This window comes from Sphingomonas sp. GW821-FHT09E03 (assembly GCF_059416225.1).
Genome location: NZ_JBWKOS010000003.1, coordinates 394,449 through 414,829, shown reverse-complemented (window position 1 = coordinate 414,829; position 20,381 = coordinate 394,449). Strand labels below are relative to the sequence as shown.

General features: G+C 67.6%; 14 protein-coding genes. 8 read left to right on the top strand and 6 right to left on the bottom strand.

Translation table 11 applies throughout. The annotated features are described in order from the left end of the window. Nucleotides 1-33: 33 nt before the first annotated feature. The 6 genes from AC07M8_RS09685 to AC07M8_RS09660 all read right to left on the bottom strand — a co-directional run bounded on the left by AC07M8_RS09685 (nt 34) and on the right by AC07M8_RS09660 (nt 11,518). On the bottom strand, nt 34-1,590 hold the full coding sequence (locus AC07M8_RS09685) for an efflux transporter outer membrane subunit (protein WP_495174130.1): 1,557 nt from the start codon (nt 1,588-1,590) through the stop codon (nt 34-36). Further along, nucleotides 1,587-4,928, bottom strand: coding sequence for an efflux RND transporter permease subunit (locus AC07M8_RS09680; RefSeq protein ID WP_495174129.1), 3,342 nt, complete (start codon nt 4,926-4,928; stop codon nt 1,587-1,589). The genes AC07M8_RS09685 and AC07M8_RS09680 overlap by 4 nt, the downstream gene beginning before the upstream one ends. After that, a complete protein-coding gene (locus AC07M8_RS09675) occupies nt 4,925-8,041 on the bottom strand; it encodes an efflux RND transporter permease subunit (protein WP_495174128.1) in 3,117 nt (1,038 codons plus the stop codon). The genes AC07M8_RS09680 and AC07M8_RS09675 overlap by 4 nt, the downstream gene beginning before the upstream one ends. A gap of 13 nt (nt 8,042-8,054) precedes the next feature. Beyond that, nucleotides 8,055-9,377: an efflux RND transporter periplasmic adaptor subunit gene (locus AC07M8_RS09670; RefSeq protein ID WP_495174127.1), complete on the bottom strand. Its 1,323-nt coding sequence runs from the start codon at nt 9,375-9,377 to the stop codon at nt 8,055-8,057. A 330-nt stretch (nt 9,378-9,707) separates the two neighbouring features. Then, entirely contained in the window at nt 9,708-10,754 is a 1,047-nt protein-coding gene (locus AC07M8_RS09665) for a glycoside hydrolase family 130 protein (RefSeq protein ID WP_495174126.1), read from the bottom strand. Continuing rightward, nucleotides 10,751-11,518, bottom strand: coding sequence for an SDR family oxidoreductase (locus tag AC07M8_RS09660; RefSeq protein ID WP_495174125.1), 768 nt, complete (start codon nt 11,516-11,518; stop codon nt 10,751-10,753). The genes AC07M8_RS09665 and AC07M8_RS09660 overlap by 4 nt, the downstream gene beginning before the upstream one ends. Before the next feature lie 337 nt (nt 11,519-11,855). On the opposite strand from AC07M8_RS09660, the gene AC07M8_RS09655 reads away from it, so the two are divergent. The 8 genes from AC07M8_RS09655 (at nt 11,856) to AC07M8_RS09620 (ending at nt 20,378) form a co-directional block, all read left to right on the top strand. Next, nucleotides 11,856-13,721, top strand: a complete 1,866-nt coding sequence (locus AC07M8_RS09655; RefSeq protein WP_495174124.1) for a glycoside hydrolase family 35 protein — start codon at nt 11,856-11,858, stop codon at nt 13,719-13,721. 139 nt (nt 13,722-13,860) lie between these two features. After that, nucleotides 13,861-14,850, top strand: a complete 990-nt coding sequence (locus AC07M8_RS09650; protein WP_495174123.1) for a sterol desaturase family protein — start codon at nt 13,861-13,863, stop codon at nt 14,848-14,850. A gap of 71 nt (nt 14,851-14,921) precedes the next feature. Continuing rightward, a complete protein-coding gene (locus AC07M8_RS09645; protein ID WP_495174122.1) occupies nt 14,922-15,512 on the top strand; it encodes a hypothetical protein in 591 nt (196 codons plus the stop codon). 114 nt (nt 15,513-15,626) lie between these two features. Next, nucleotides 15,627-16,550 carry a LysR family transcriptional regulator gene (locus tag AC07M8_RS09640; protein WP_495174274.1) on the top strand — a complete coding sequence of 308 codons (924 nt, stop codon included), beginning with the start codon at nt 15,627-15,629 and terminating at the stop codon, nt 16,548-16,550. Between the two features lie 175 nt (nt 16,551-16,725). After that, nucleotides 16,726-17,823, top strand: coding sequence for a putative urea ABC transporter substrate-binding protein (locus tag AC07M8_RS09635; protein ID WP_495174121.1), 1,098 nt, complete (start codon nt 16,726-16,728; stop codon nt 17,821-17,823). Between the two features lie 145 nt (nt 17,824-17,968). Continuing rightward, the gene (locus AC07M8_RS09630) at nt 17,969-18,787 is read left to right on the top strand and encodes an ABC transporter permease (RefSeq protein WP_495174120.1); all 819 of its coding nucleotides are present in this window, start codon (nt 17,969-17,971) and stop codon (nt 18,785-18,787) included. Beyond that, nucleotides 18,784-19,572, top strand: a complete 789-nt coding sequence (locus AC07M8_RS09625; RefSeq protein WP_267396657.1) for an ABC transporter ATP-binding protein — start codon at nt 18,784-18,786, stop codon at nt 19,570-19,572. The genes AC07M8_RS09630 and AC07M8_RS09625 overlap by 4 nt, the downstream gene beginning before the upstream one ends. After that, nucleotides 19,569-20,378: an urea amidolyase associated protein UAAP1 gene (locus AC07M8_RS09620; protein WP_495174119.1), complete on the top strand. Its 810-nt coding sequence runs from the start codon at nt 19,569-19,571 to the stop codon at nt 20,376-20,378. Before AC07M8_RS09625 ends, AC07M8_RS09620 begins: the two co-directional genes overlap by 4 nt. Nucleotides 20,379-20,381 lie beyond the last annotated feature (3 nt).

The window sequence follows — 20,381 nt, the reverse complement described above, 5'->3', positions numbered from 1 at the left end:
CCGGGCTGATCAGGGTAACCCTGTCGCCATCGATTATGGCGCCGGGGGATTGACGACAGACCCCGCGGTGACCGGATCGGTCCAGCCGCCGCCCATCGCCTGGACCAGCGCCACCGCGGCATTCTGGCGGTCGAGTTGGGCCTGCAGCAGCGCGCGGCGCGCGGCGAGCGCGGTGGCAGCGGCGGTGACCACGTCCGTATAGATGGCGGTGCCGGCAAGATATTGGTTGCGCAGCGAGGCCTCTGACTGATCGGCGGCGCGGCTTGCCGTACGCAGATAGGCTTCCTGGCGCGCCAGCACCTCCACCGCGATCAGATCGTCCTGTACTTCCTGGAAAGCAGTCAGTGTCACCTGGCGGTAATTGGCGACCGTCGCGTTATAGGCCTCGCGCGCCTGGGCGACGCGGGCGCTGCGCGCACCGAAATCGAGCAGGGTCTGCGTGACCTGCGCACCGACCGACCAGAGCAGCGCGCCGGCGCTGAACAGCCCGGACAAGGCGCCATTCTCCACCCCGCCGCTGCCGGTAAGCGATACGGTGGGGAAGAAGGCGGCCCGCTCCACGCCGATCTCGGCATTAGCGGCGGCTACCTGGCGCTCGGCCGAGGCGATGTCGGGCCGCCGCTCGAGCAGATCGGACGCGAGCGATACCGGCATGTCGGGCACCACCGGGGTCCAGCGCATGCCCAGCGAGGCGAGGCGGTAGGTCGCCGGGTTCTCGCCGATCAGCACCGCGATCGCATTCTCGAACTGCGAGCGGGTGCGCGTTTCGGCCTCGAGGTCGGATTGTGCGCTGGCGAGCTGCGACTGCGCCTGGAACACATCGGTGCGCGCGGCGATCCCGGCATTGTAGCGATTGGTGGAGATCTGCAGCGCGCGGGCATAGCCGGTCACCGTCGCCTGCAGGCTCGCGATATCGGCATCCGCTTCGCGCAGCGACAGATAGTCGCTGACCAGCTCGCCCTGCAGCGTCAGCCGGGTGTTGGCGAGATCCGCGGCACGCGCTTGCGCGGTATAGCGCGCGTTGCGCACCGTGTTGGTCAGCTGGCCGAAGAAATCGGGCTGCCAGCTCGCCTGGAGATTGAGCCGATAGCTGCTGCTCGAATTGCCGCGGCTGACGATGCTGCCGGTGCTGGTCCCCGTTCCCGTGCTGGTGCCGCCGGTGGTGGTGCCGCCGGTGCTGGTGCCGGTGGTCGAGCTGATCACGCTCCCGGTGATGACATTGCCCGATCCGGAATAGCTATGCGTCACCGCGCCATTGGCCGAAATGGTCGGGAACAGGCTGGCGCGCGCCTCGCGTGTTGCGGCGACCGCCTCGCGATAGGTGGCGAGCGCCTGAGCGAGGCTCTGGTTGTGCTGGTCGAGCCGCACCGCCAGCTCGTTGAGCGTCGCGTCGTTGAACGCGGTCCACCAATCGGCGCGTGGGACACCGTCGGAGGGGTTGGCCGGGCGCCAGCCGGCAACGGTCTTCCATTGCGGTGCGACATCACCCGCAACCTGCGGCCGGTGATAGTCCGGTGCCAGCGAGCAGCCGGCGAGCAGCAGGGAAGCGAGCAGCAGGGTGGCGGGGGAGCTGAGCGGGCGACGGATCATGCGGGCAACTCGTGATAGCGGGAGCGACGGGTGCCGTCGCGGCGTCGGCGGCGGGACAGCCGATCGAGCACGACATAGACGACGGGCGTGGTGATCAGCGTGAGCAGCTGGCTGGCGATCAACCCGCCGATGATCGCGACGCCGAGCGGCCGGCGCAGCTCGGCACCCTCGCCGAAGCCGATCGCCAGCGGCAGCGCACCCAGCGCCGCGGCGAGGGTGGTCATCAGGATTGGTCGGAAGCGCAGCAGGCTTGCCTCGCGGGCGGCAGCCTCGGCCGTCAGCCCCCGGTCGCGCTGAGCGGCAAGCGCGAAATCGATGATCAGGATCGCGTTCTTCTTGACGATGCCGAGCAGCAGAAAAACGCCGATCAGCGCGATGATGTCGAATTCCATGCCGAACATCATCAGCGCCAGCACCGCGCCCACGCCGGCGGCGGGCAACGTCGAGAGCACCGTGATCGGGTGGATAAGATTTTCGTAGAGCATGCCGAGCACGATGTAGATCGTCACCAGCGCCGCGAGGATCAGCAGCGGCTGCGAGCCTTGCTGCTGCTGATATTGGAGGGCGGTACCGGCGAAGGTGCCATGGACCGACGTGGGCATCGCGATCTTCGCCTCGGCCGCGGCGATCGCCTCGGCGGCCTGGCTGAGCGTCTTGCCCGGGGGCAGATCGAAGGAGATGGTTGCCGCCACCTCGGTCCCCTGATGGTTGACGCTCGCCGCGGTGGCCGCCTGGCCGGTGGTGGAGATGGCGGTGAGCGGGACCATGGTGGAGGCGGCGGTGCTGAGTGTCGATCCGGCGGAGGCATCGCGCAAAGCGGGGTTGGGCGAGGCCGCGGTGGTGGTGCCCGACGTGGCGGTCGCCGCGGTGGTGCCGGTTGCCCCGGTCGTCCCAGTCGTCCCAGTCGCCCCGGTGGTGCCGGTCGTCGTCGCGGTGCCGCTGGTCTGGCCGGTGCTGGCCGCGCTGCTTGCGCTATTGGCGGCGACGGCGGTCGGCGTCGCCGCCGCGACCGGCACGCGCACGTCGGGCAGCGCGTGCGGGCCGGTGGTCGCGTCCTGCCGCCAGCCGAGGATCACGCTATACTGGTTGATGTCTTCGTAGATGGTGGCGACGTTGCGCTGGCCGAACGCGTCATACAGGGCATTGTCCACCGCGAGCGGGGTGATGCCGAGCCGCGAGGCGGCATCTCGATCGATCGTCACATAGCTTTCCACGCCGTTTTCAGCGAGATCGCTGTCGACGTTGGTGAAGGTCTTGTCGGCGGCCATCGCATCGTTGAGCTTCTGCGCCCAGATCTTCAGGTCGGCCATCGAATCGGCCATCAACGTATATTGGTAGGTCGCATTGCCCTGACGGCCGCCGGCGCGCAGATCCTGGATCGGCGTCAGGAACAGGCGGATGCCGGTCACCGGCTGGAGCGCGCGCTGGAGGCGCTCGATCACCATCGTGCTCTTCTGCCCAGGGCGCTGCTCGACGGGTTTCAGCGCGATGAGAATGAAGGCGCCACCGGCGCGGCTGCCGCCGGTGAAGCCGACGACGTTCTGCACCGCGCGGTCATGGTGGATGATGCCGACCACCTGCTGCAGCTTGCCCTGCATCGACTGGAAGGAAACGCTCTCGTCGGCGCGCACGCCGGCCATGATCAGCGGGCTTTCCTGCTGCGGGAAAAAGCCTTTGGGCGCGACGATGTAGAGGTAGACGGTGAGCCCCATCACCGCGACCAGCAGGAGGATGACGAGCCGCTTCATCGACAAGGCCCAGTCCAGTGCCCGCGCATAGCCGCGCTCGATGCGCTGATAGCCGCGCTCGAACCCGCGCGCGAGCCGGCCCTGCGGGTGGCGCTCCTGCGCGGCATCGCCGGGGCGCAGGAACCAGGCGCACAGCATCGGCGTGGTGGTGAGCGACAGCACCAGGCTGATCAGCACCGCGACGCACAGGGTGACCGAGAATTCGCGGAACAGCCGGCCGATGATCCCGCCGAGGAACAGCAGGGGGATGAACACCGCGACCAGGCTCAGCGAGATCGACAGCACGGTGAAGCCGACCTCCGAGGCGCCTTTCCACGCCGCCTCGAACCGGCCCATACCGGTCTCGAGGTGTCGGGTGGTATTCTCCAGCACCACGATCGCATCGTCGACCACGAAGCCCGTGGCAACGGTGATCGCCATCAGCGACAGATTGTTGAGGCTGAAGCCGATCAGGTACATCACCCCGAAGGTGCCGAGCAGCGACACGACCGTCGCGATCGCCGGGATCATCGTCGCGCGCAGGTCGCGCAGGAAGGCGAGCACCACCAGCACCACCAGGATCAGCGCGATCACCACCGTGATCTCGATCTCGCGAATCGAGGCGCGGATCGAGCTGGTGCGGTCCATCGCGACGTCGAGCTTGACGTCGGCGGGGATCGCCGCCTGGATCCCGGGCAATTGCGCGCGGATCGCGTCCACCATCTGGATGAGGTTGGCGCCGGGCTGTTGGGTGATGTTGACGACCACCGCGCGCTGGCCGTTGAACAACCCGAGCGTGTGGAGATCGGCGACGCTGTCGGTGACCTCGGCGACGTCGGCCAGCTGCACCGCGGCGCCGTTGCGCCAGGCGACGATCAGCGGCCGGTAATCGGCGGCGACGCGCCCGGGGGCGTTGGTGTAGATTTGCCAGGCGCGCGCGCCGGTGCCCTGGAGCAGCCCCTTGGGCCGGTTGGCGTTGGCGGCCTGGATCGCGGCGCGCACATCCTCCATCGCGATGCCATAGGCGTTGAGGCGATAGGGATTGACGTCCACCCGCACCGCAGGGAGCGATCCGCCGCCGACCTCGACGTCGCCGACGCCCTTGATCTGCAGCATGCGCTGCTGGACGATGTTGGAGACGGCGTCATAGATCTGCCCCGCCGATTTGGTCGGCGAGGTCAGCGCCAGCGTCACCACCGGCTGGTTGGCGGGGTTGACCTTGCGATAGGTGGGGTTCTGCTTGAGCGTCGCCGGCAGGTCGACCCGGCTGGCGTTGATCGCCGCCTGCACTTCGCGCGCCGCGCCGTCGATGTTCTTCGACAGGTCGAACTGCATGTTGATCCGCGTCGAGCCGAGCGAGCTCTGCGAGGTCATCTCCGTCACCCCGGCGATCGCCGACAACCGCCGTTCGAGCGGGGTCGCGACGCTTTGCGCCATCACCTCGGGGCTGGCGCCCGACAGGCTGGCGCTGACGCTGATCGTCGGGAAGTCGATCTGCGGCAGCGGCGCTACCGGCAGGCTGAAGAAGCCGGCGATCCCCGCCAGCGCCAGCCCGATCGTCAGCAGCATGGTGCCGATCGGACGGCGGATGAAGGGCCCCGACAGGTTCACGCGTGGGCTTCGGATTCGCGGCCGACGTTGGGCGTGTGCTTGGCCCCCCAGCCGCGCCGGGCGAACCATTGCTGGCCGCGATCGAAATAGAGGTAGACGATCGGGGTGGTGAACATCGTCAGCAGCTGGCTGACCATCAGCCCGCCGAAGATGGCAATCCCGAGCGGCCGGCGCAGCTCGGCGCCTTCGCCAAGGCCGATCATCAGCGGCACCGCGGCGAACAGTGCGGCGAGCGTCGTCATCAGGATCGGCCGGAAGCGCAGGATCGCTGCCTGGCGGATCGCCGCGGCCGGCGCCAGCCCCTCGTCGCGCTCGGCGGCGATCGCAAAGTCGATCATCATGATCGCGTTCTTTTTCACGATGCCGATCAGCAGCACGATGCCGATGATGCCGATGATATCGAGGTCATGCCCCGTCACCCACAAGGCGAGCAGCGCACCGACCGCCGCCGAGGGCAGGGTGGAAAGGATCGTCACCGGGTGGATGAAGCTCTCGTAGAGCACGCCGAGGACGATGTAGACGCACACGACGGCAGCGAGGATCAGCCACAATTGGTTGTTGAGCGACGACGAGAACGCGCCTGCCGCGCCGAGGAACACGGTGGTGATGCCGGGTTTCAGCTGGAGCCTGTTCAGCTCGGCCTGGATCGCCGAACTCGCGGTGCCGAGCGACACGCCGGGCGCGGTATCGAAGTTGATCGTTGCCGCGGGGAACTGGCCGACATGGGTGATCGACAGCGGCGACTGGCCCTCGGTGATCGTCGCCACCGCATTGAGCGGGGTGGCGCCGCCGCTCGCGGGCAGGTGCAGCAGCCCCAGCGACTGCGGATCCTTCACCAGCCCGGGCGCCGCCTCGAGGATGACGCGATATTGCGTGGTCTCGGTGAAGATGGTCGAGACGATGCGCTGGCCGAACGCCGAATAGAGCGTGTCGTCGAGGCTGGAGGCGGTGATCGCGAGCCGGCTCGCGGTGTCGCGGTTGAGCGTCACCACCGCCGACGGCCCGGTCGCGCCGGCGTCGCTCGACACGTTCGCGATCTTGGCGACATGCTGGAGCGCGGCGACGATGCGCTTGGTCTCCGCGGTCACGTCGGCGGTGTTCGCACCCTGCACGGCGATGCGATATTGGGTGGGGCCGCTCTCGGCGTCGATCGTCAGGTCCTGCGTCGGCTGGAGATACAGCGTCAGCCCGGGCACGCCGTCGACGTCCTCCTTCAGCCGGTTCATCACGCTCGCTTGGCTGCCATGATCGTCCTTGAGGTTGATCAGCATCGTGCCCGAATTGAGCGCGGCGTTGTTCGACCCGTCGACGCCGACGAACGACGACAGCGAGGCGACCGCGGGATCCTGCAGGATCAGCCGCGCCGCCTGCGCCTGGAGCTGGGTCATGCGGTCGTAGGACACGCCGTTGGCGGCGATGATCCGCGCCTGCAGCTGCCCGGTATCCTGGGTGGGGAACAGCCCCTTGGGGATGACGAGGTAGAGCAGCACGGTCAGCCCCAGCGTCGCCATCGCGACCATCAGCGTCGCGAACCGCCGGGCGAGCACCCAATCGAGCCCGCGCGCATAGCGGGCTTCCACCCAGGTGAACCCCTGTGCCGACCGCTGAGCGATGCGGCTCGGCCGCTCCTCCTCCGGGCGCTTGAGCCAGCGCGCCGACAGCATCGGCGTCAGCGTCAGCGACACCACCGCCGAGATCAGGATCGTCACCGCCAGCGTCACCGCGAACTCGCGGAACAGCCGGCCGACGATGTCGCCCATGAACAGCAGCGGGATCAGCACCGCGATCAGCGACACGGTGAGCGAGATGATCGTGAAGCCGATCTCGCCCGCGCCGCGCAGCGCCGCATCGAACGGGGTCATGCCCTCCTCGATGTGGCGCTGGATATTCTCGATCATCACGATCGCGTCATCGACGACGAAGCCCGTCGCGATCGTCAGCGCCATCAGGCTGAGGTTGTCGAGGCTGAAATCGAGCAGGTACATCACCCCGAAGGTGCCGATCAGGCTGATCGGCACCGCCAGCGCCGCGACCAGCGTCGCACGCGCGGAGTGCAGGAAGAAGAAGATCACCAGCACGACGAGCATCACCGCGAGCAGCAGCTCGAATTCGACATCGTGGACCGAGGCACGGATCCCGGTGGTGCGATCGGCAAGCACGGTCGCCTCGAGCCCGGCGGGGAGGCTCTTGAGCAGATCGGGAAGCTGCTGCTTGATTGCGTCGGTGGTGGCGATCACGTTGGCGCCGGGCTGGCGCTGGACATTGAGGATGATCGCCGGCGTGGTGTTGGCGAGCGCGCCGAGCCGGGCATTTTCGGCCGCCTCGACGACGTTGGCGACGTCCTTGAGCCGAACCGGGGCGCTGTTCTGGTAGGTGAGGATCAGGTTCTTGTAATCGTCGACGCTCTCGAGCTGGTCGTTGGCGTTGATCTGATAGGCCCGGCTAGGGCCGTCAAAGCTGCCCTTGGCCGCGTTGGCGTTGGCGTTGGAGATCGCCGTTTCCACCTGAGCGAGGCTGAGTCCGTAGCTCGACAGCTTCTGCGTATCGGCCTGGATCCGCATCGCCGGCTTTTGCCCGCCCGCGAGTCCGACCAGCCCGACGCCTGAGACCTGGCTGATCTTCTGCGCCAGCCGGGTGTCGACCAGCGACTGCACCTGGGTGAGCGGCATCGTCTTGGAGGTGATCGCCAGCGTCAGGATCGGCGCGTCGGCGGGGTTGACCTTGGCATAGACCGGCGGGGCAGGCAGGTCGGCCGGAAGCAACGCCTGCGAGGCGTTGATCGCCGCCTGCACCTCCTGTTCGGCGACATCGAGGCCCTCGGACAGATTGAACTGGAGGGTGATCACCGATGCGCCCGACGAGCTGGTCGATTCCATCCGCGACAGCCCCGGCATCTCGCCGAAGTTACGCTCCAGCGGCGCCGTCACCGTCTGGCTCATCACCTCGGGGCTGCCGCCGGGATAGAGCGTCGTCACCTGGATGGTCGGATAATCCACTCCCGGTAGCGCCGACAGCGACAGCGATCGGAAGCCGACCAGCCCGGCGAGCACGATCGCGACCATGAACAAGGCGGTCGCGACCGGGCGCAGGATGAAGAGGCGGGACGGACCCATGGTGGCGTGATCCTCAGCCGTTCGCGGCGGAGGCGGCGCCACCACGGCGGTGCTTGCTACCGTTCTTGGCCCCCGATGCCGGCTGATCGCCCGGCAGCGCGACCTTGGCGCCCTCGTTGAGCCGGTCGCCGCCATCGGTGACCACCGTCTCGCCGAGCGCCAGCCCTTGCGTCACCTGCACCCTGTCGGCCGTGGTGGCGCCGGTCTTGACCTTGCGTTCGGTAACGGTGCGATCGCCTTTCAGCAGCCAGACGAAGCTGCCATCGGGGCCCGAGCGCACGGCGGAAGGCGGGATGGTCACCGCGCCCTGCACAGTGTCCGCAGTCAGCCGGACGTTGACGAACTGGCTGGGGTAGAGCTGGTTGGCGGCATTGGCGAACCGCGCCTTGCCGCGCACCGTGCCGGTGGTGGTGTCGACCTGGTTGTTGAGCGTCGAGAAGGCGCCGCTGTCGAGCGTCTGGCTGCGTGTGCTGTCAAGCGCGAGCGCGGGGATACGCGCGCCCTGGCCGACGCGCTGCTGGATCATCGGCACCTGCTGCTGCGGCACCGCGAACTCGACGTCGATCGGCTGCAGCGTGGTGACCACCACCAGCCCGTTGGTGTCGCCGGCGGCGATGTAATTGCCGACATCGACCACCTTCAGGCCGACCCGGCCGGCGACCGGCGAGACGATGCGGGTGTAGCCGAGATTGATCTGCGCCGTCTGGACCGCGCCGCGATCGACATTGGCGGTGCCCTGGAGCTGCTGCACCGTCGCCGCCTGGGTATCGACGTCCTGGCGCGCGATCGAATCCTGCTTGAGCAGCGTCTGATAGCGCTGCAGCGTCAGCCGCGCGTTGGTGAGCTGCGCCTGATCGCGCTGCAGCGCGCCCTGCGCCTGGAGCAGGGCGGCCTGATAGGGGCGCGGATCGATCACCGCGAGCACCTGGCCACGGCTCACCCGCTGGCCCTCGCGATAGAGCAGCTGGGTGATCGTGCCCGACACCTGTGGGCGAACCGTCACCGTCGCTGCCGGCGTCACGGTGCCGAGCGCCTCGATCTCGATCGGCAGATCCGCCGCCACCGCCTTGGCGGTGCCGACCGTGGTCGGCTGGTTCATGCCGCCGCCGGGACCCCCGCCGCCGCGACTGCGACCGCCCTGGCGACCGGCGCCCGCCTTGCCCTTTCCACCACTTGCCGCATGGCCGGACAGCCACACGGCCAGCACGATCAGCAGCACCAGCCCGATCAGCCCCGCGATCCAGCTCGTCACACGACCGCGCCGCGTCAGCGCGGGCGACGGGGCGGGAATATGTTCGTCAGGATGGTAGTCGCTGTCGGAAAGATGAGCGGTCATTGATCCTCCGTGCCGGTCGATCACTCTATTGCCGGGAAATGGCGAGGGTTGTGAACTGCAAATTGCCATTCTGCGGTGATGAGCAGCGGGTCGTCGCGCCGTGAGGCTACAAACCTGAACGCCGGCTTACACATCGTGCCCACGCGGCGCTTTACGCTATTGTTGTAAGCTCCTGCCCAGCCTTGGGGAGTGAGGGAACGGCATGCAGGCTGAACGAGGAACGAAATCCAGAAAGCGGCGCATGGGCGCTACCTGGTCGCGGCTGGTGGAGTCGCCCATCGCCTTGGTGTCGGCGCCTGCCGCCACGAGTACCACGACCGTGTACGACGGTCAGCTTCGTTTCAGTCGCGCGCGCGACAGACGCCGGTCTTCGAGCGAATAGTATAGCCACACGTCGCCGTCGCGGCTGGTGACGGAGGCGGCGAACGCGATGTCGCTTGCAGTGCGGTCGGGTACCGGCGGCGGCGTGATCAGCGGCTCGATGCATCGGTCGACCACGCGGGTCAGCGCGCGGTCGAACGCCACCCAGCCAATCCGCCAGCGCGCGTCATGCGTCGCACCGTTGTAGAACATCACCGGCATCTCGGGATCATCGAGCAGCATCGGGCCGGTCGACAGGTGCCAATTGTCCCACCCGTCTTCGCGCGGCATGAACGGCGTCGGCTGCTCGTCCCACGGCCCATCCACCTTGGGGCCAATCGCGAGGCCGACGCGACTGGCCTCGTCGGCCGCATATTCGTAGAACAGGCTCCATCGCCCATCCTTCTCGCGATCGACGGTCGCTTCCTTGGTGTTGCCGAGCGACTTGGTGGAAGCGAGCGCCACACCGGTCTTGACGAGTGTGTCGACGCTCGGCCCCACGGCGTAGAACATCTCGCCATGCGCCATGTCGGCCTCGACGCCGGTGTAATAGACGACGTAGCTGCCGTCTTCCATCTTCACCACGGTCGGATCTTCGACCCCGCCGGCATCCTTCTCGCCGGGTCCGCCAGGCAGGATCGAGGGCTGGTCGAGCATCGCGAAGTGGATGCCATCGGTGCTCCAGCCGGCCCAGATGATGCCGGTGTCGGTCATCGGCTCGCCGGGCCGCGTTACCGCCCGCACCATGATGCCGAACCGGCCGTCCGGTTCCAGCCAGACGTACGGGCTCATCAGGTCGCGCGCCATCAGCGGGGCAGGGCCGACGAGCTCGATGTCCTGCAGCTCCTGCACGTTGAAGTCGACCGATCCGGACGAGGGATAGACCAGCACCTTGCGGTCCCCCGTCACGCTGTCGGCCGGGAGGTGCGAGCGGATGATCGGCACGCCTGGCGCGATCTCCAACTGGTTCGTGGCGCCGGCCATCGACGATGGCGCCGCGGGCCTGTCCGCGGTCATGCGCCGAGAGCCTGCATCAGCGACAGACCACCATCGATCACGATCCGCGCACCGGTGATGTACGATGCCCTGTCCGAGGCGAGGAACACGGCAAGATCGCCTACTTCCTCAGGCCTCCCCGCCCGATCCATCGGAATGTTGCCTTCCAGCGTCTTGCGATACACCGGGTCGGTACTGGCGCGCTCGTTCATCGGCGTCAGGATCATGCCCGGCTCGATTGCATTCACCCGGATGCCGTTGGGCGCCTCCTCGATCGCAAGCGTCTCGATCAGATTGGTGAGGCCCCCCTTGGCTGCGCAATAATCGGCGCCACCGGCCCGCACCGCATAGGCATGGATCGACGAGATGTGGATGATCGCACCGGGGCTGTTCGCCGGCCGGTCGCGGACGAACCGGCGCGAGGTCAGGAACGCACCGGTCAGGTCGGTGTCCAGCATGCGCTGCCACTGCGGCATCGTCATCTGTCGCACCGGCACCCCCGCCATGTTGATCCCGGCGGAATTGACCAGCACGGCTGTGAGCCCGAACGCCTGCTCCGCGGCCGCGAACGCCGCCTCCACCGATGCCTCGTCGCCGACATTGCACTGGACGGCGATGGCGTCGCCGCCCGCCGCCTTGACCCTGGCAACGGTGTCGCTTCCGTCGTTACGAGCATCGTGGAACAGCACCACCACCCGGTCGCCCAGCGCGCCGAACGCCGCGGCGCAAGCGGCGCCGATCCCGCTTTCCGCGCCGCTCACCACCACGCATCTGCCGTTTGTCATGTCCTTGCCCTTCCACGTCGCTCCCGGTCCTATCGGCGCACGACCCGAGGCGGGCAATTCTCAACTTTGTCATGTTGCTAGCGCCGATCGCCTTGCCGGTCGGGCCGGGTCCCATCTCGGCGCGGCTAGCCGGCGGGTGGCCGCGACTTCTTCCCGATCCGGGTCACCGTTGATAACGTCACCCACGGCAGGAGCATCGCGGCGGGCGGATACAGGGGAGCGGACGGCACAGATGAACAATCGATCATCCGGTAAAGGCGCGTGGGCGAGCGCCACGCGGGCCCCCGCTGCCGAAACGCGCGTGGGCACGCGGATTGCCGACCCGACGCGATCGCCAATGAACGCGGTGCGGATCGGCAAGCGGTTGATGGCGATCGCGGCCATGCTGGCCGCGGTGGGCGTCAACGCCGATAGCGGGACGCCGACGCCGCGACCGGCCGCGCACAGCTTCACCGTTCGCGGGTCGTCGTTCCTGCTCGACGGCAAGCCGTACCAGATCATCTCCGGCGAGATGCATTATGTCCGCGTACCCCGTGCCTATTGGCGCGATCGGCTGCGCAAGGCGCGGACGATGGGGCTCAACACCATCACCACCTACGCCTTCTGGAACGTCCACGAGCCAAAGCCCGGGGTGTATGACTTCGCCGGGCAGAATGATCTGGTCGCCTTCCTGCGCGATGCCCAGGCCGAAGGGCTCCACGTGATCCTGCGCCCGGGACCTTATGTGTGTGCCGAATGGGAGCTTGGCGGCTATCCGGCGTGGCTGCTCAAGGACCGCAATCTCGTGCTGCGCTCGCGCGAGCCGCGTTACACCGCGGCGGTGGACCGCTGGCTGGCACGGCTGGGGCGGGAGGTGAAGCCGATGCTGATCCAGAACGGCGGCCCGATCATCGCGGTGCAGCTCGAGAATGAATATGGCGCCTTTGGCGATGACCGGGCCTATCTGGAAAGATTGCGGGCGAGCTATCGGCGGGCAGGGCTCGGCGACGGCCTGCTGTTCACCTCGAACCAGGCCTCCGATCTCGCCAAGGGATCGCTGCCGGACCTGCCGTCGGTGGTGAACTTCGGCTCGGGCAATGCGGGCGTGGCCCTTCCCAAGCTGATCGCCTTTCGCCCGGACGGGCCGCGCATGGTGGGCGAATATTGGGCGGGCTGGTTCGACAAATGGGGCGAGGATCATCACCAGACCGATGGCCGCAAGGAGGCCGAGGAGGTGGGGGCGATGCTCCGGCGCGGCTATTCGGTGTCGCTGTACATGGTCCATGGCGGCACCAGCTTCGGCTGGATGAACGGCGCCGATTCGCACACCGGCACCGATTATCATCCCGATACCACCAGCTACGACTATGACGCGCCGCTCGATGAAAGCGGCAACCCGCGCTACAAATATGCGCTGCTGTCCCACGCCATCGCCGCGGCGACCGGGGCGGTCGCGCCATCGGTACCTGCCGCAACGCGGCGGACGCTGTTCCCGGTGTCGCTGATGCGGCGGAGCGCCTCGCTGTGGCACAACCTGCCCAAGCCGCAGGCGTTCACGACGCCGCCGACCTTCGAGGATGTCGGCCTCAACTACGGCTACATGCTCTATCGGCTTGCCCTGCCAGCGGGGGCGGGGGGCGCGCTGACCCTGAAGGGCGTCCACGATTATGCGCAGGTCTATGTCGACCGAGCGCTGATCGGCACGCTCGATCGCCGGACCGGCGACGATACCGTTGCGCTGCCGCGCCAACCCCATGCCGCGACGCTCGACATCCTTGTCGAGAATACCGGCCGGGTAAACTATTCCACCGCGATCCGCGGCGAGCGCGCCGGGCTGACCGGCGCGGCAACGCTCGACGGGGCGCCGCTCACCAACTGGCAGGTCTTCCCGCTGCCAATGGATGACCTCGCACGGCTGCGCCTGCAGCCCGGGCCGTGCAGCGGACCCTGCTTCTACGAGACGACCATGGACGTCGCCCGGCCTGCCGACACCTATCTCGACACGCGCGGGCTGCACAAAGGGCAATTGTGGTTGGGCTCGCACAATCTCGGCCGTTTCTGGTCGATCGGGCCGAGCTTCACCCTTTATGCTCCTGGACCGTGGATGCAGCGCGGATCGAACCGGATCGTCGTGTTCGATCTGCTCGGCGATGGGGCGGAGCGCCTGACGGCGGTGGCCGATCCCGTTTATGCCCGTGTGACCCAGGCGCGGGACAAGCAATAGGCGCGGTCGCGAGCCGGTGCTAATCGTGGCGGCTGGGCCCGAGCGACGCCGCGACACCCGCTTATACGTTCGATGACGTATGACGTTACGGCGCGATTTGGGACATTCTCACCCTGCAACTTGGCGGAACGGGGTGGCAATGGACGGTGTTCGCGTAGGTAAGCGGGTGATCGGCGCGCAGGCGCCCGTTACCGTCGGGTGGGAGAATATCCCTAGGGTCGAAGGCGGCCCGGTGAAGCAGATCTTCTTCACCTGGTTCCAGCCGACCATGCTGTTCGCGCTGATCGCCTTCTGGTTCTATGCGCCCAACTCGATCGCCAAGGCCTCCACCGCGATCGGCATCGGCGTCGGCTTCAAGGTGCTGCTGCTCGGCCTCGAATGGCTCACCCCGCGCCACGAGAGCTGGCGGCTGACCTGGAAGGAGCTGACCAGCGACCTCTTCTACGTCGGGCTCGGCTTCACCGTGCTGCGCATGGTCGATTCCTACATCGGCGATGGCGTGATGATCGAGGCGGTCCAGCACGCCTTCAACTGGGACAAGTTCGCCTGGTTCACCGGTCTGCCGCTGCTGCTGCAGGCGTTCCTGATCTCGTTCGTGTTCGATTTCGGCCAATATTGGATGCACCGCGGCATGCACAATTGGCATCCGCTGTGGCTGGCCCACGCACCGCACCACTACATCACCCAGCTCAACGTCAACAAGGGCGCGGTCGGCAACCCGGTGGAGCTGTTCCTGATCGGGCTCGGCGTCGGTGGGTTCTTCGATTTCGTGCCGCGGGCGGCGCTGCTCGCCGGCGCCTTCGGCCTTGCCGTCGGCACCTATCAGCACATCAATGTCCGCTTCAACTCGCCGCGCTGGTGGCGCTTCATGTTCAACACCACCGAGCATCACAGCGTCCATCATTCGCAAGACTATGAGGCCAGCCGCAGCAACTATTCCAACACCTGGGTGATCATCGACCGCATGTTCGGCACCTGCGTCGACGGCGAGGCGGAACTGCTCGGCATGGAGGGCGGTCGCCCGATGTCGATCAAGGAGACGATGACCTATACCTTCACCGAAGGCTGGAAGAGCATCAAGGATCGTCTCGGCCGCAGCAACCTCGGCGCCGCGGTGCCGGCCGAGTGACCGGCGCCACGTCAACGGCGTCCGCCCTGCCGTTCACCGCGCCGGCGGACACTGCCCCCCACCGATCCCTGTTGTCGCGGTTCGACGGGATCTGGCACGTCACGGGCAGCCTTCCGCTCGCCCCCGGCCAGTCCAGCGATGACGCCTTCGATCGGCTCGATCCCTTGTTTCGCGAGCGCGGCACCAGCCGCGACCGCACCGGCGAGACGCTGACGTTCAGCAAGAAGGAGGCCGCGGCCCAGGACAAGATGGCCGTGTTCGACGGCGGCGTGCTGCGGATCGAGCAGGGCGAGGCCGGGCCGGTGCTGCGCTATCGCCTCGCCAGCCGCGCGCTGCTGTTCTGCTTCCTCGCGCCGCTGCTGTTCCTCTTCTTCGCGCAAGCGACGGTGTTCGTCGGCAAGTTCGAAAAGCCGAAGATCGAAGCCAAGGGCAAGAAGCCAGACGCCAAGAAGACGCCCGTGCCGCTCAACCCGATCGACAAGGCGCTGGGCGCGCCGGAACCCGAAAAGTCCAAGAAAAAGGGCGCCGAGAAGGACAAGAAGCCCTCGCCGACCACCGGCTATGTCTTCGCCGGTATGTTCGCCGCCCTCTACATCGTCGGGCGGTTTCTCGAGGATCGGCGGATCAGGGCATTGTTCAGGAAAAGCCTGATCGGCGCCTGATCGCTCGCCCCGCTCTCCCGCATCCCGATCAGCCGGCAACCACGTTGCGGATCAATGGCGCGCAGCTAAAGGTGCCCGGCCCGGGATCGTGGAGCTTGGCACTTGGTCGACGTGATGCTGCCTGACAAGACGTTCGCCAGCCGCGTCGACTGGAACCTGCTGCGCACCTTCGTCGAGATCGTGCGCGCGGGCGGGATCGGGGCCGCGGCGCGCCGGCTCAACAAGCAGCAGCCGAGCATCAGCGCCGCGCTCAAGCGCCTCGAAGAGCAGGTCGGCGTGCAACTGCTCAACCGCTCATCGGCAGGGGTGGAGACGACGGCGGCGGGCACGGCGCTGCTCGCCTTGTGCGAGGAAATGCTGGAGGCGGCACGGATGGTGCCGCACCAGGTGGCCCAAGCGACCAAGCGGATCGAGGGGGTGGTGCGCATCCAGCTCATCTCGGCCGTCTCCTCGCCCGAGTTCGACGAGGCGATCGGCAGCTTCCACCGCCGCAATCCCAACATCCACATCGAGATCCGCGTGTCGCCCTGGCGCGCGGTGCTCGACGCGCTGGAACATGGCGAGGCCGAGATCGGCGTCGGCTATGACAGCGCGGTGCGCGGCGGGCTGGTCTACGAACCGCTCTTCGTCGAACGCCAGCAGCTCTATTGCGCGCGCAGCCACCCCTTGTTCGGGCACCGGGTCGAGCGGCTCGGCGAACTCAAGGACGAGGGGTTCGTCCTCACCGGAGAGGACGAACTCGACACCATCACCCGGCTGCGGCGACGCTATCGGCTCGGCGGCCGCGCCACCGGCCGTGCCGAGGATATCAACGAGGCGATCCGGCTGATTACGCTCGGCGTCGGCATCGGCTTCGTGCCCGTTCTCGCCGCGCAGGATGCGGTCGCCAAAGGGCGGCTGTGGCCGCTGCTCCACGCCGATGCCGAGCCGTCCTACGACATCTTCCTGCTCGCCCGCGCCGAGCCCTCGCGCGACACAGCGACCCAATTATTTCTCGACGAGGTCATCCGCCGCCATCGGGCTCAGCGCAGGGCCTGACGAAAGGCATAGATGCAGCCTATGCCTTTCATTGCGATTTTGTCACTTCATTGATGATGCAGACCACGGCAACCTCGTCGTCAGGGGCAATGCCTTGAACTGCTGTCCGATTAGGCTGCCCCGCGTGACCGGGCTGCCGGGTCGGGACGCGTCGGGCTGGTGAAGGAACGCGCTTATGGTAGGTCGATCGTGGCTCGGCGGCGTGGCGGCAATCGCCGCCTTGCTGGCGCTCGGCGGCTGCAACAGCAAGCCGGGCGGCTCGGCAGCCGCAGGCGCGGGCGTCGCCAAGAAGGATTTCACGATCGGCTGGTCGATCTACACCGGCTGGATGCCATGGCCTTACGCTCAGCAGGCGGGGATCGTGAAGAAATGGGCCGACAAATACGGCATCAACATCCGCGTGCTGCAGGTGAACGACTATGTCGAGTCGGTGAACCAATATGCCGCCGGCAAGCTTGATGGCGTGGTCGCGACCACCATGGATGCGCTCACCATCCCGGCGGCGGGCGGCAAGGACACCACCGTCCTGCTGATCGGCGATTATTCCAACGGCAATGACGGCGTGGTGCTCAAGAACGGCCGCAGCATGGCCGACATCAAGGGTCGCTCGGTCAAGCTGGTCGAACTGTCGGTGTCGCACTTCCTGCTTGCCCGGGGCCTCGAGCTCAACGGCCTCAAGCTGGCCGACGTCAAGACGGTGAACACCGGCGACGCCGATATCGTCGGCGCCTTCGCCTCGCCCAGCGTCACCGCGGTCGCCACCTGGAACCCGCAGCTGTCGACGATCCGGGCGACGCCGGGTGCGACCGAGGTGTTCGACAGCTCGAAGATCCCCAACGAGATCCTCGATACGCTCAACGTGAGCACCGAGACGCTGAAAGCCAATCCGAACCTCGGCAAGGCGCTCGCCGGCATCTGGTATGAGACGATGGCGATCATGGCCCGCAACGACGCCACCGGCCGCGCCGCCCGCGCCGCGATGGCCAAGGCCGCCGGCACCACCGAGGCGAGCTTCGACGATCAGCTCAAGACCACGCATCTTTATGCCCGCGCGCAGGATGCGGTGGCCTATGCCGAAAACCCGGATCTCGTCACCGTCACCGACCGGGTTCGCCAGTTCAGCTTCGCGCATGGCCTGTTCGGGCCGAGCGCCAAGTCGGTCGACGCGATCGGGATCAGCTTCCCGGGCGGCAAGGCGCTCGGCGACCCCAAGAACGTCAAGCTGCGGTTCGACCCGAGCTACATGAAGCTGGCGGCGGACGGCAAGCTGTAGCCCAGCGCCAAGCGACGGAACGACGACGCCGGGGCAGGGGCCTTGGCGGAGGACGCGATGTGCCCGCGGGGCGCCGCACGGAATGTGGGAATGCGATGAAGCTGCTGCCTGACCATTCTGATCGTTCGCCGGCGGGTTGCCGGCCGTGACACGGCTGGTCGACCTGCGCCCGCGGCGGACGGTGCGGCTGCTGCTCGGCGCGCTGCCGATCCTCGCGCTGCTGCTGCTGTACCTCGTCGCCTCGGAAGCGCGCCACGCTGGCAATCCCGCCGACAAGGTGCTGCCGACCTTCGCGGCGATGGCCGAGGCCGTCCACGGCTTCACCACCGATCGCGACCCGGCGAGCGACCGCATCGTGCTCGTCGCCGACACGCTGGCGAGCCTGTATCGCCTCGGCAGCGGGCTCGCCATCGCCACCGCGAGCGCGTTGATCCTTGGATTGCTGCTCGGCACCGTGCCGCTCGCCCGTGCCATCTTGGGGCCGGTTGTCGCCATCGTCGCGGTGATCCCGCCCGTCGCGGTGCTGCCGATCCTGTTCATCGTGCTCGGGCTCGACGAAGCGTCCAAGATCGCGCTGATCGCGATCGGCATCGCGCCATTCATGACCCGTGACCTTACCGGTTACGTCGCCGGGCTGCCGGCCGAGCAGTTCGCCAAGGCACAGACCTTGGGCGCGAACAGCTGGCAGATGGCGATCCGCGTCGCGCTCCCGCAGCTGATGCCGCGGCTGATCGAGGCGCTGCGGCTGTCGATGGGCCCCGCCTGGGTGTTCCTGATTGCGGCCGAGGCGGTCGCCTCCGATGTCGGGCTCGGCTATCGCATCTTCCTCGTCCGCCGCTATTTCGCGATGGATATCATCCTGCCCTATGTCGCCTGGATCTCGCTGCTCGCGATCCTGGCGGACGCGCTGCTGCTGTTCGTCAGCCGGCGGGCATTTCCCTGGGCGCATGGAGGCGGCCGGTGATCCCGCTGCTCGAACTACGCGACATCTGGGTCGAATATGGCGACAAGATCGTGCTCGAGCGGGTCTCGCTCCAGCTCAACGAGGGCAGCTTCGTCGCCGTGGTCGGCCCGTCGGGCGCAGGCAAGAGCACCTTCCTGCGGCTGATCCTCGGCCAGGAGGCGCCCACCCGGGGCCAGGTGCTGCTGGCGGGCACGCCGATGCGCGCCGAATGCGGCCCGGACCGCGGGGTCGTGTTCCAGCGTTACTCGGTGTTCCCGCACCTCACCGCGCTCGGCAACGTGCTGTTCGGGATCGAATGCGCGCAGGCGCCGGTGACGGCGCGGCTGTTCGGCGCGCAGCGGCGCGCGGCGCGCGACACCGCGATCGCGATGCTCGCCGCCGTCGGCCTCGAGCACAGCCTCGATGTCTACCCGGCGCAGATGTCGGGCGGGATGCAGCAGCGGCTCGCGATCGCGCAGGCGCTCGTCAAGCACCCGCGCGTCCTGCTGCTCGATGAACCGTTCGGCGCGCTCGATCCCGGCATTCGCCTCGACATGCACGCGCTGATCACCCGGTTGTGGGCCGAGCATGGGCTGACCATCGTCATGGTGACCCACGACATCGGCGAGGCGTTCAAGCTCGGCACCCGCGTGCTCGCCTTCGACAAGCGCCGGCACGATCCGCATGCGCCGCACCGCTTCGGCGCCACCGTGACCTATGATCTGTCGCTCGATCGCAAGACCCTGCCGCCGCCGGCGCTGGTCGACGCGCTCGGCGGCGAGCTTGCACAGAGAGACCTCGCATGACGACCAGCACCGCCGATCCGTCCGGCGCCCGTGAACACGCCCGCGCCATGGCGGGCACAAGGGTCGAGGCGATGCCGACGCTCCCCGCCGCCGCGGCCGACGCGCCCGGAACCGTCACCTGGGAAGAGACGATCGCCGCGGGCGGCTATGCATCACGCCGCGTGGCGCGGGGCACCCGGCTGCGGCTGATCGATCTCGCCGGCGATGCCTGCGCCTCGATGCTGCTGTTCAACGCCGAGATGCCCACCGAGCGGCTCAACGTCGCCGACACGCTGAAGGTGCAGTGGAACGGTTATCTCGGTGCCGGCCGCCTGCTGCTGTCGGATCTCGGCCGCGCGATGATGAGCATCCTTGAAGACGATGCCGGCACTCACGATGCCTTCTGCGGCGCCTCCAACGAGGCCTCGAACGCGCGGAGCTACGGCAGTGGCAAGAACTATGGACCGCAGCCCAACGCCCGCGACCGCTTCATGCTTGGCGTCGCCAAGCACGGGCTCGGCCGCAAGGATGTCCACCCCTGCATCAACTGGTTCAAGGGCGTGCGCGTCGCCGAGGACGGCACCACCGAGCCGCAGATCGGTCCGTTCGCGGCCGGGCGCACGCTGCTGCTGCGCGCCGAAATGGAGCTGATCGTGGTGATCGCCAATTGCCCCCATGTGCTCGACACACGGCCCGGCTATGCCGTCACCCCGTTGCGCGCGACCGCCTGGCGCGGCGACCCGGCGGCGGCCGATGACGCGATCCGCACCGCGACGCCGGAGGGGCTGCGCGCCTTCCTCAACACCGACGATCTGTATGCGCGCTGAAGA

Bases quoted from the DNA above. Each gene is read 5' to 3' on its own strand.
- AC07M8_RS09685 (WP_495174130.1), bottom strand. From the start codon at position 1,590: ATGATCCGTCGCCCGCTCAGCTCCCCCGCCACCCTGCTGCTCGCTTCC.
- AC07M8_RS09675 (WP_495174128.1), bottom strand. From the start codon at position 8,041: ATGGGTCCGTCCCGCCTCTTCATCCTGCGCCCGGTCGCGACCGCCTTG.
- AC07M8_RS09670 (WP_495174127.1), bottom strand. From the start codon at position 9,377: ATGACCGCTCATCTTTCCGACAGCGACTACCATCCTGACGAACATATT.
- AC07M8_RS09665 (WP_495174126.1), bottom strand. From the start codon at position 10,754: ATGACCGCGGACAGGCCCGCGGCGCCATCGTCGATGGCCGGCGCCACG.
- AC07M8_RS09660 (WP_495174125.1), bottom strand. From the start codon at position 11,518: ATGACAAACGGCAGATGCGTGGTGGTGAGCGGCGCGGAAAGCGGGATC.
- AC07M8_RS09655 (WP_495174124.1), top strand. From the start codon at position 11,856: ATGAACGCGGTGCGGATCGGCAAGCGGTTGATGGCGATCGCGGCCATG.
- AC07M8_RS09650 (WP_495174123.1), top strand. From the start codon at position 13,861: ATGGACGGTGTTCGCGTAGGTAAGCGGGTGATCGGCGCGCAGGCGCCC.
- AC07M8_RS09640 (WP_495174274.1), top strand. From the start codon at position 15,627: ATGCTGCCTGACAAGACGTTCGCCAGCCGCGTCGACTGGAACCTGCTG.
- AC07M8_RS09635 (WP_495174121.1), top strand. From the start codon at position 16,726: ATGGTAGGTCGATCGTGGCTCGGCGGCGTGGCGGCAATCGCCGCCTTG.
- AC07M8_RS09620 (WP_495174119.1), top strand. From the start codon at position 19,569: ATGACGACCAGCACCGCCGATCCGTCCGGCGCCCGTGAACACGCCCGC.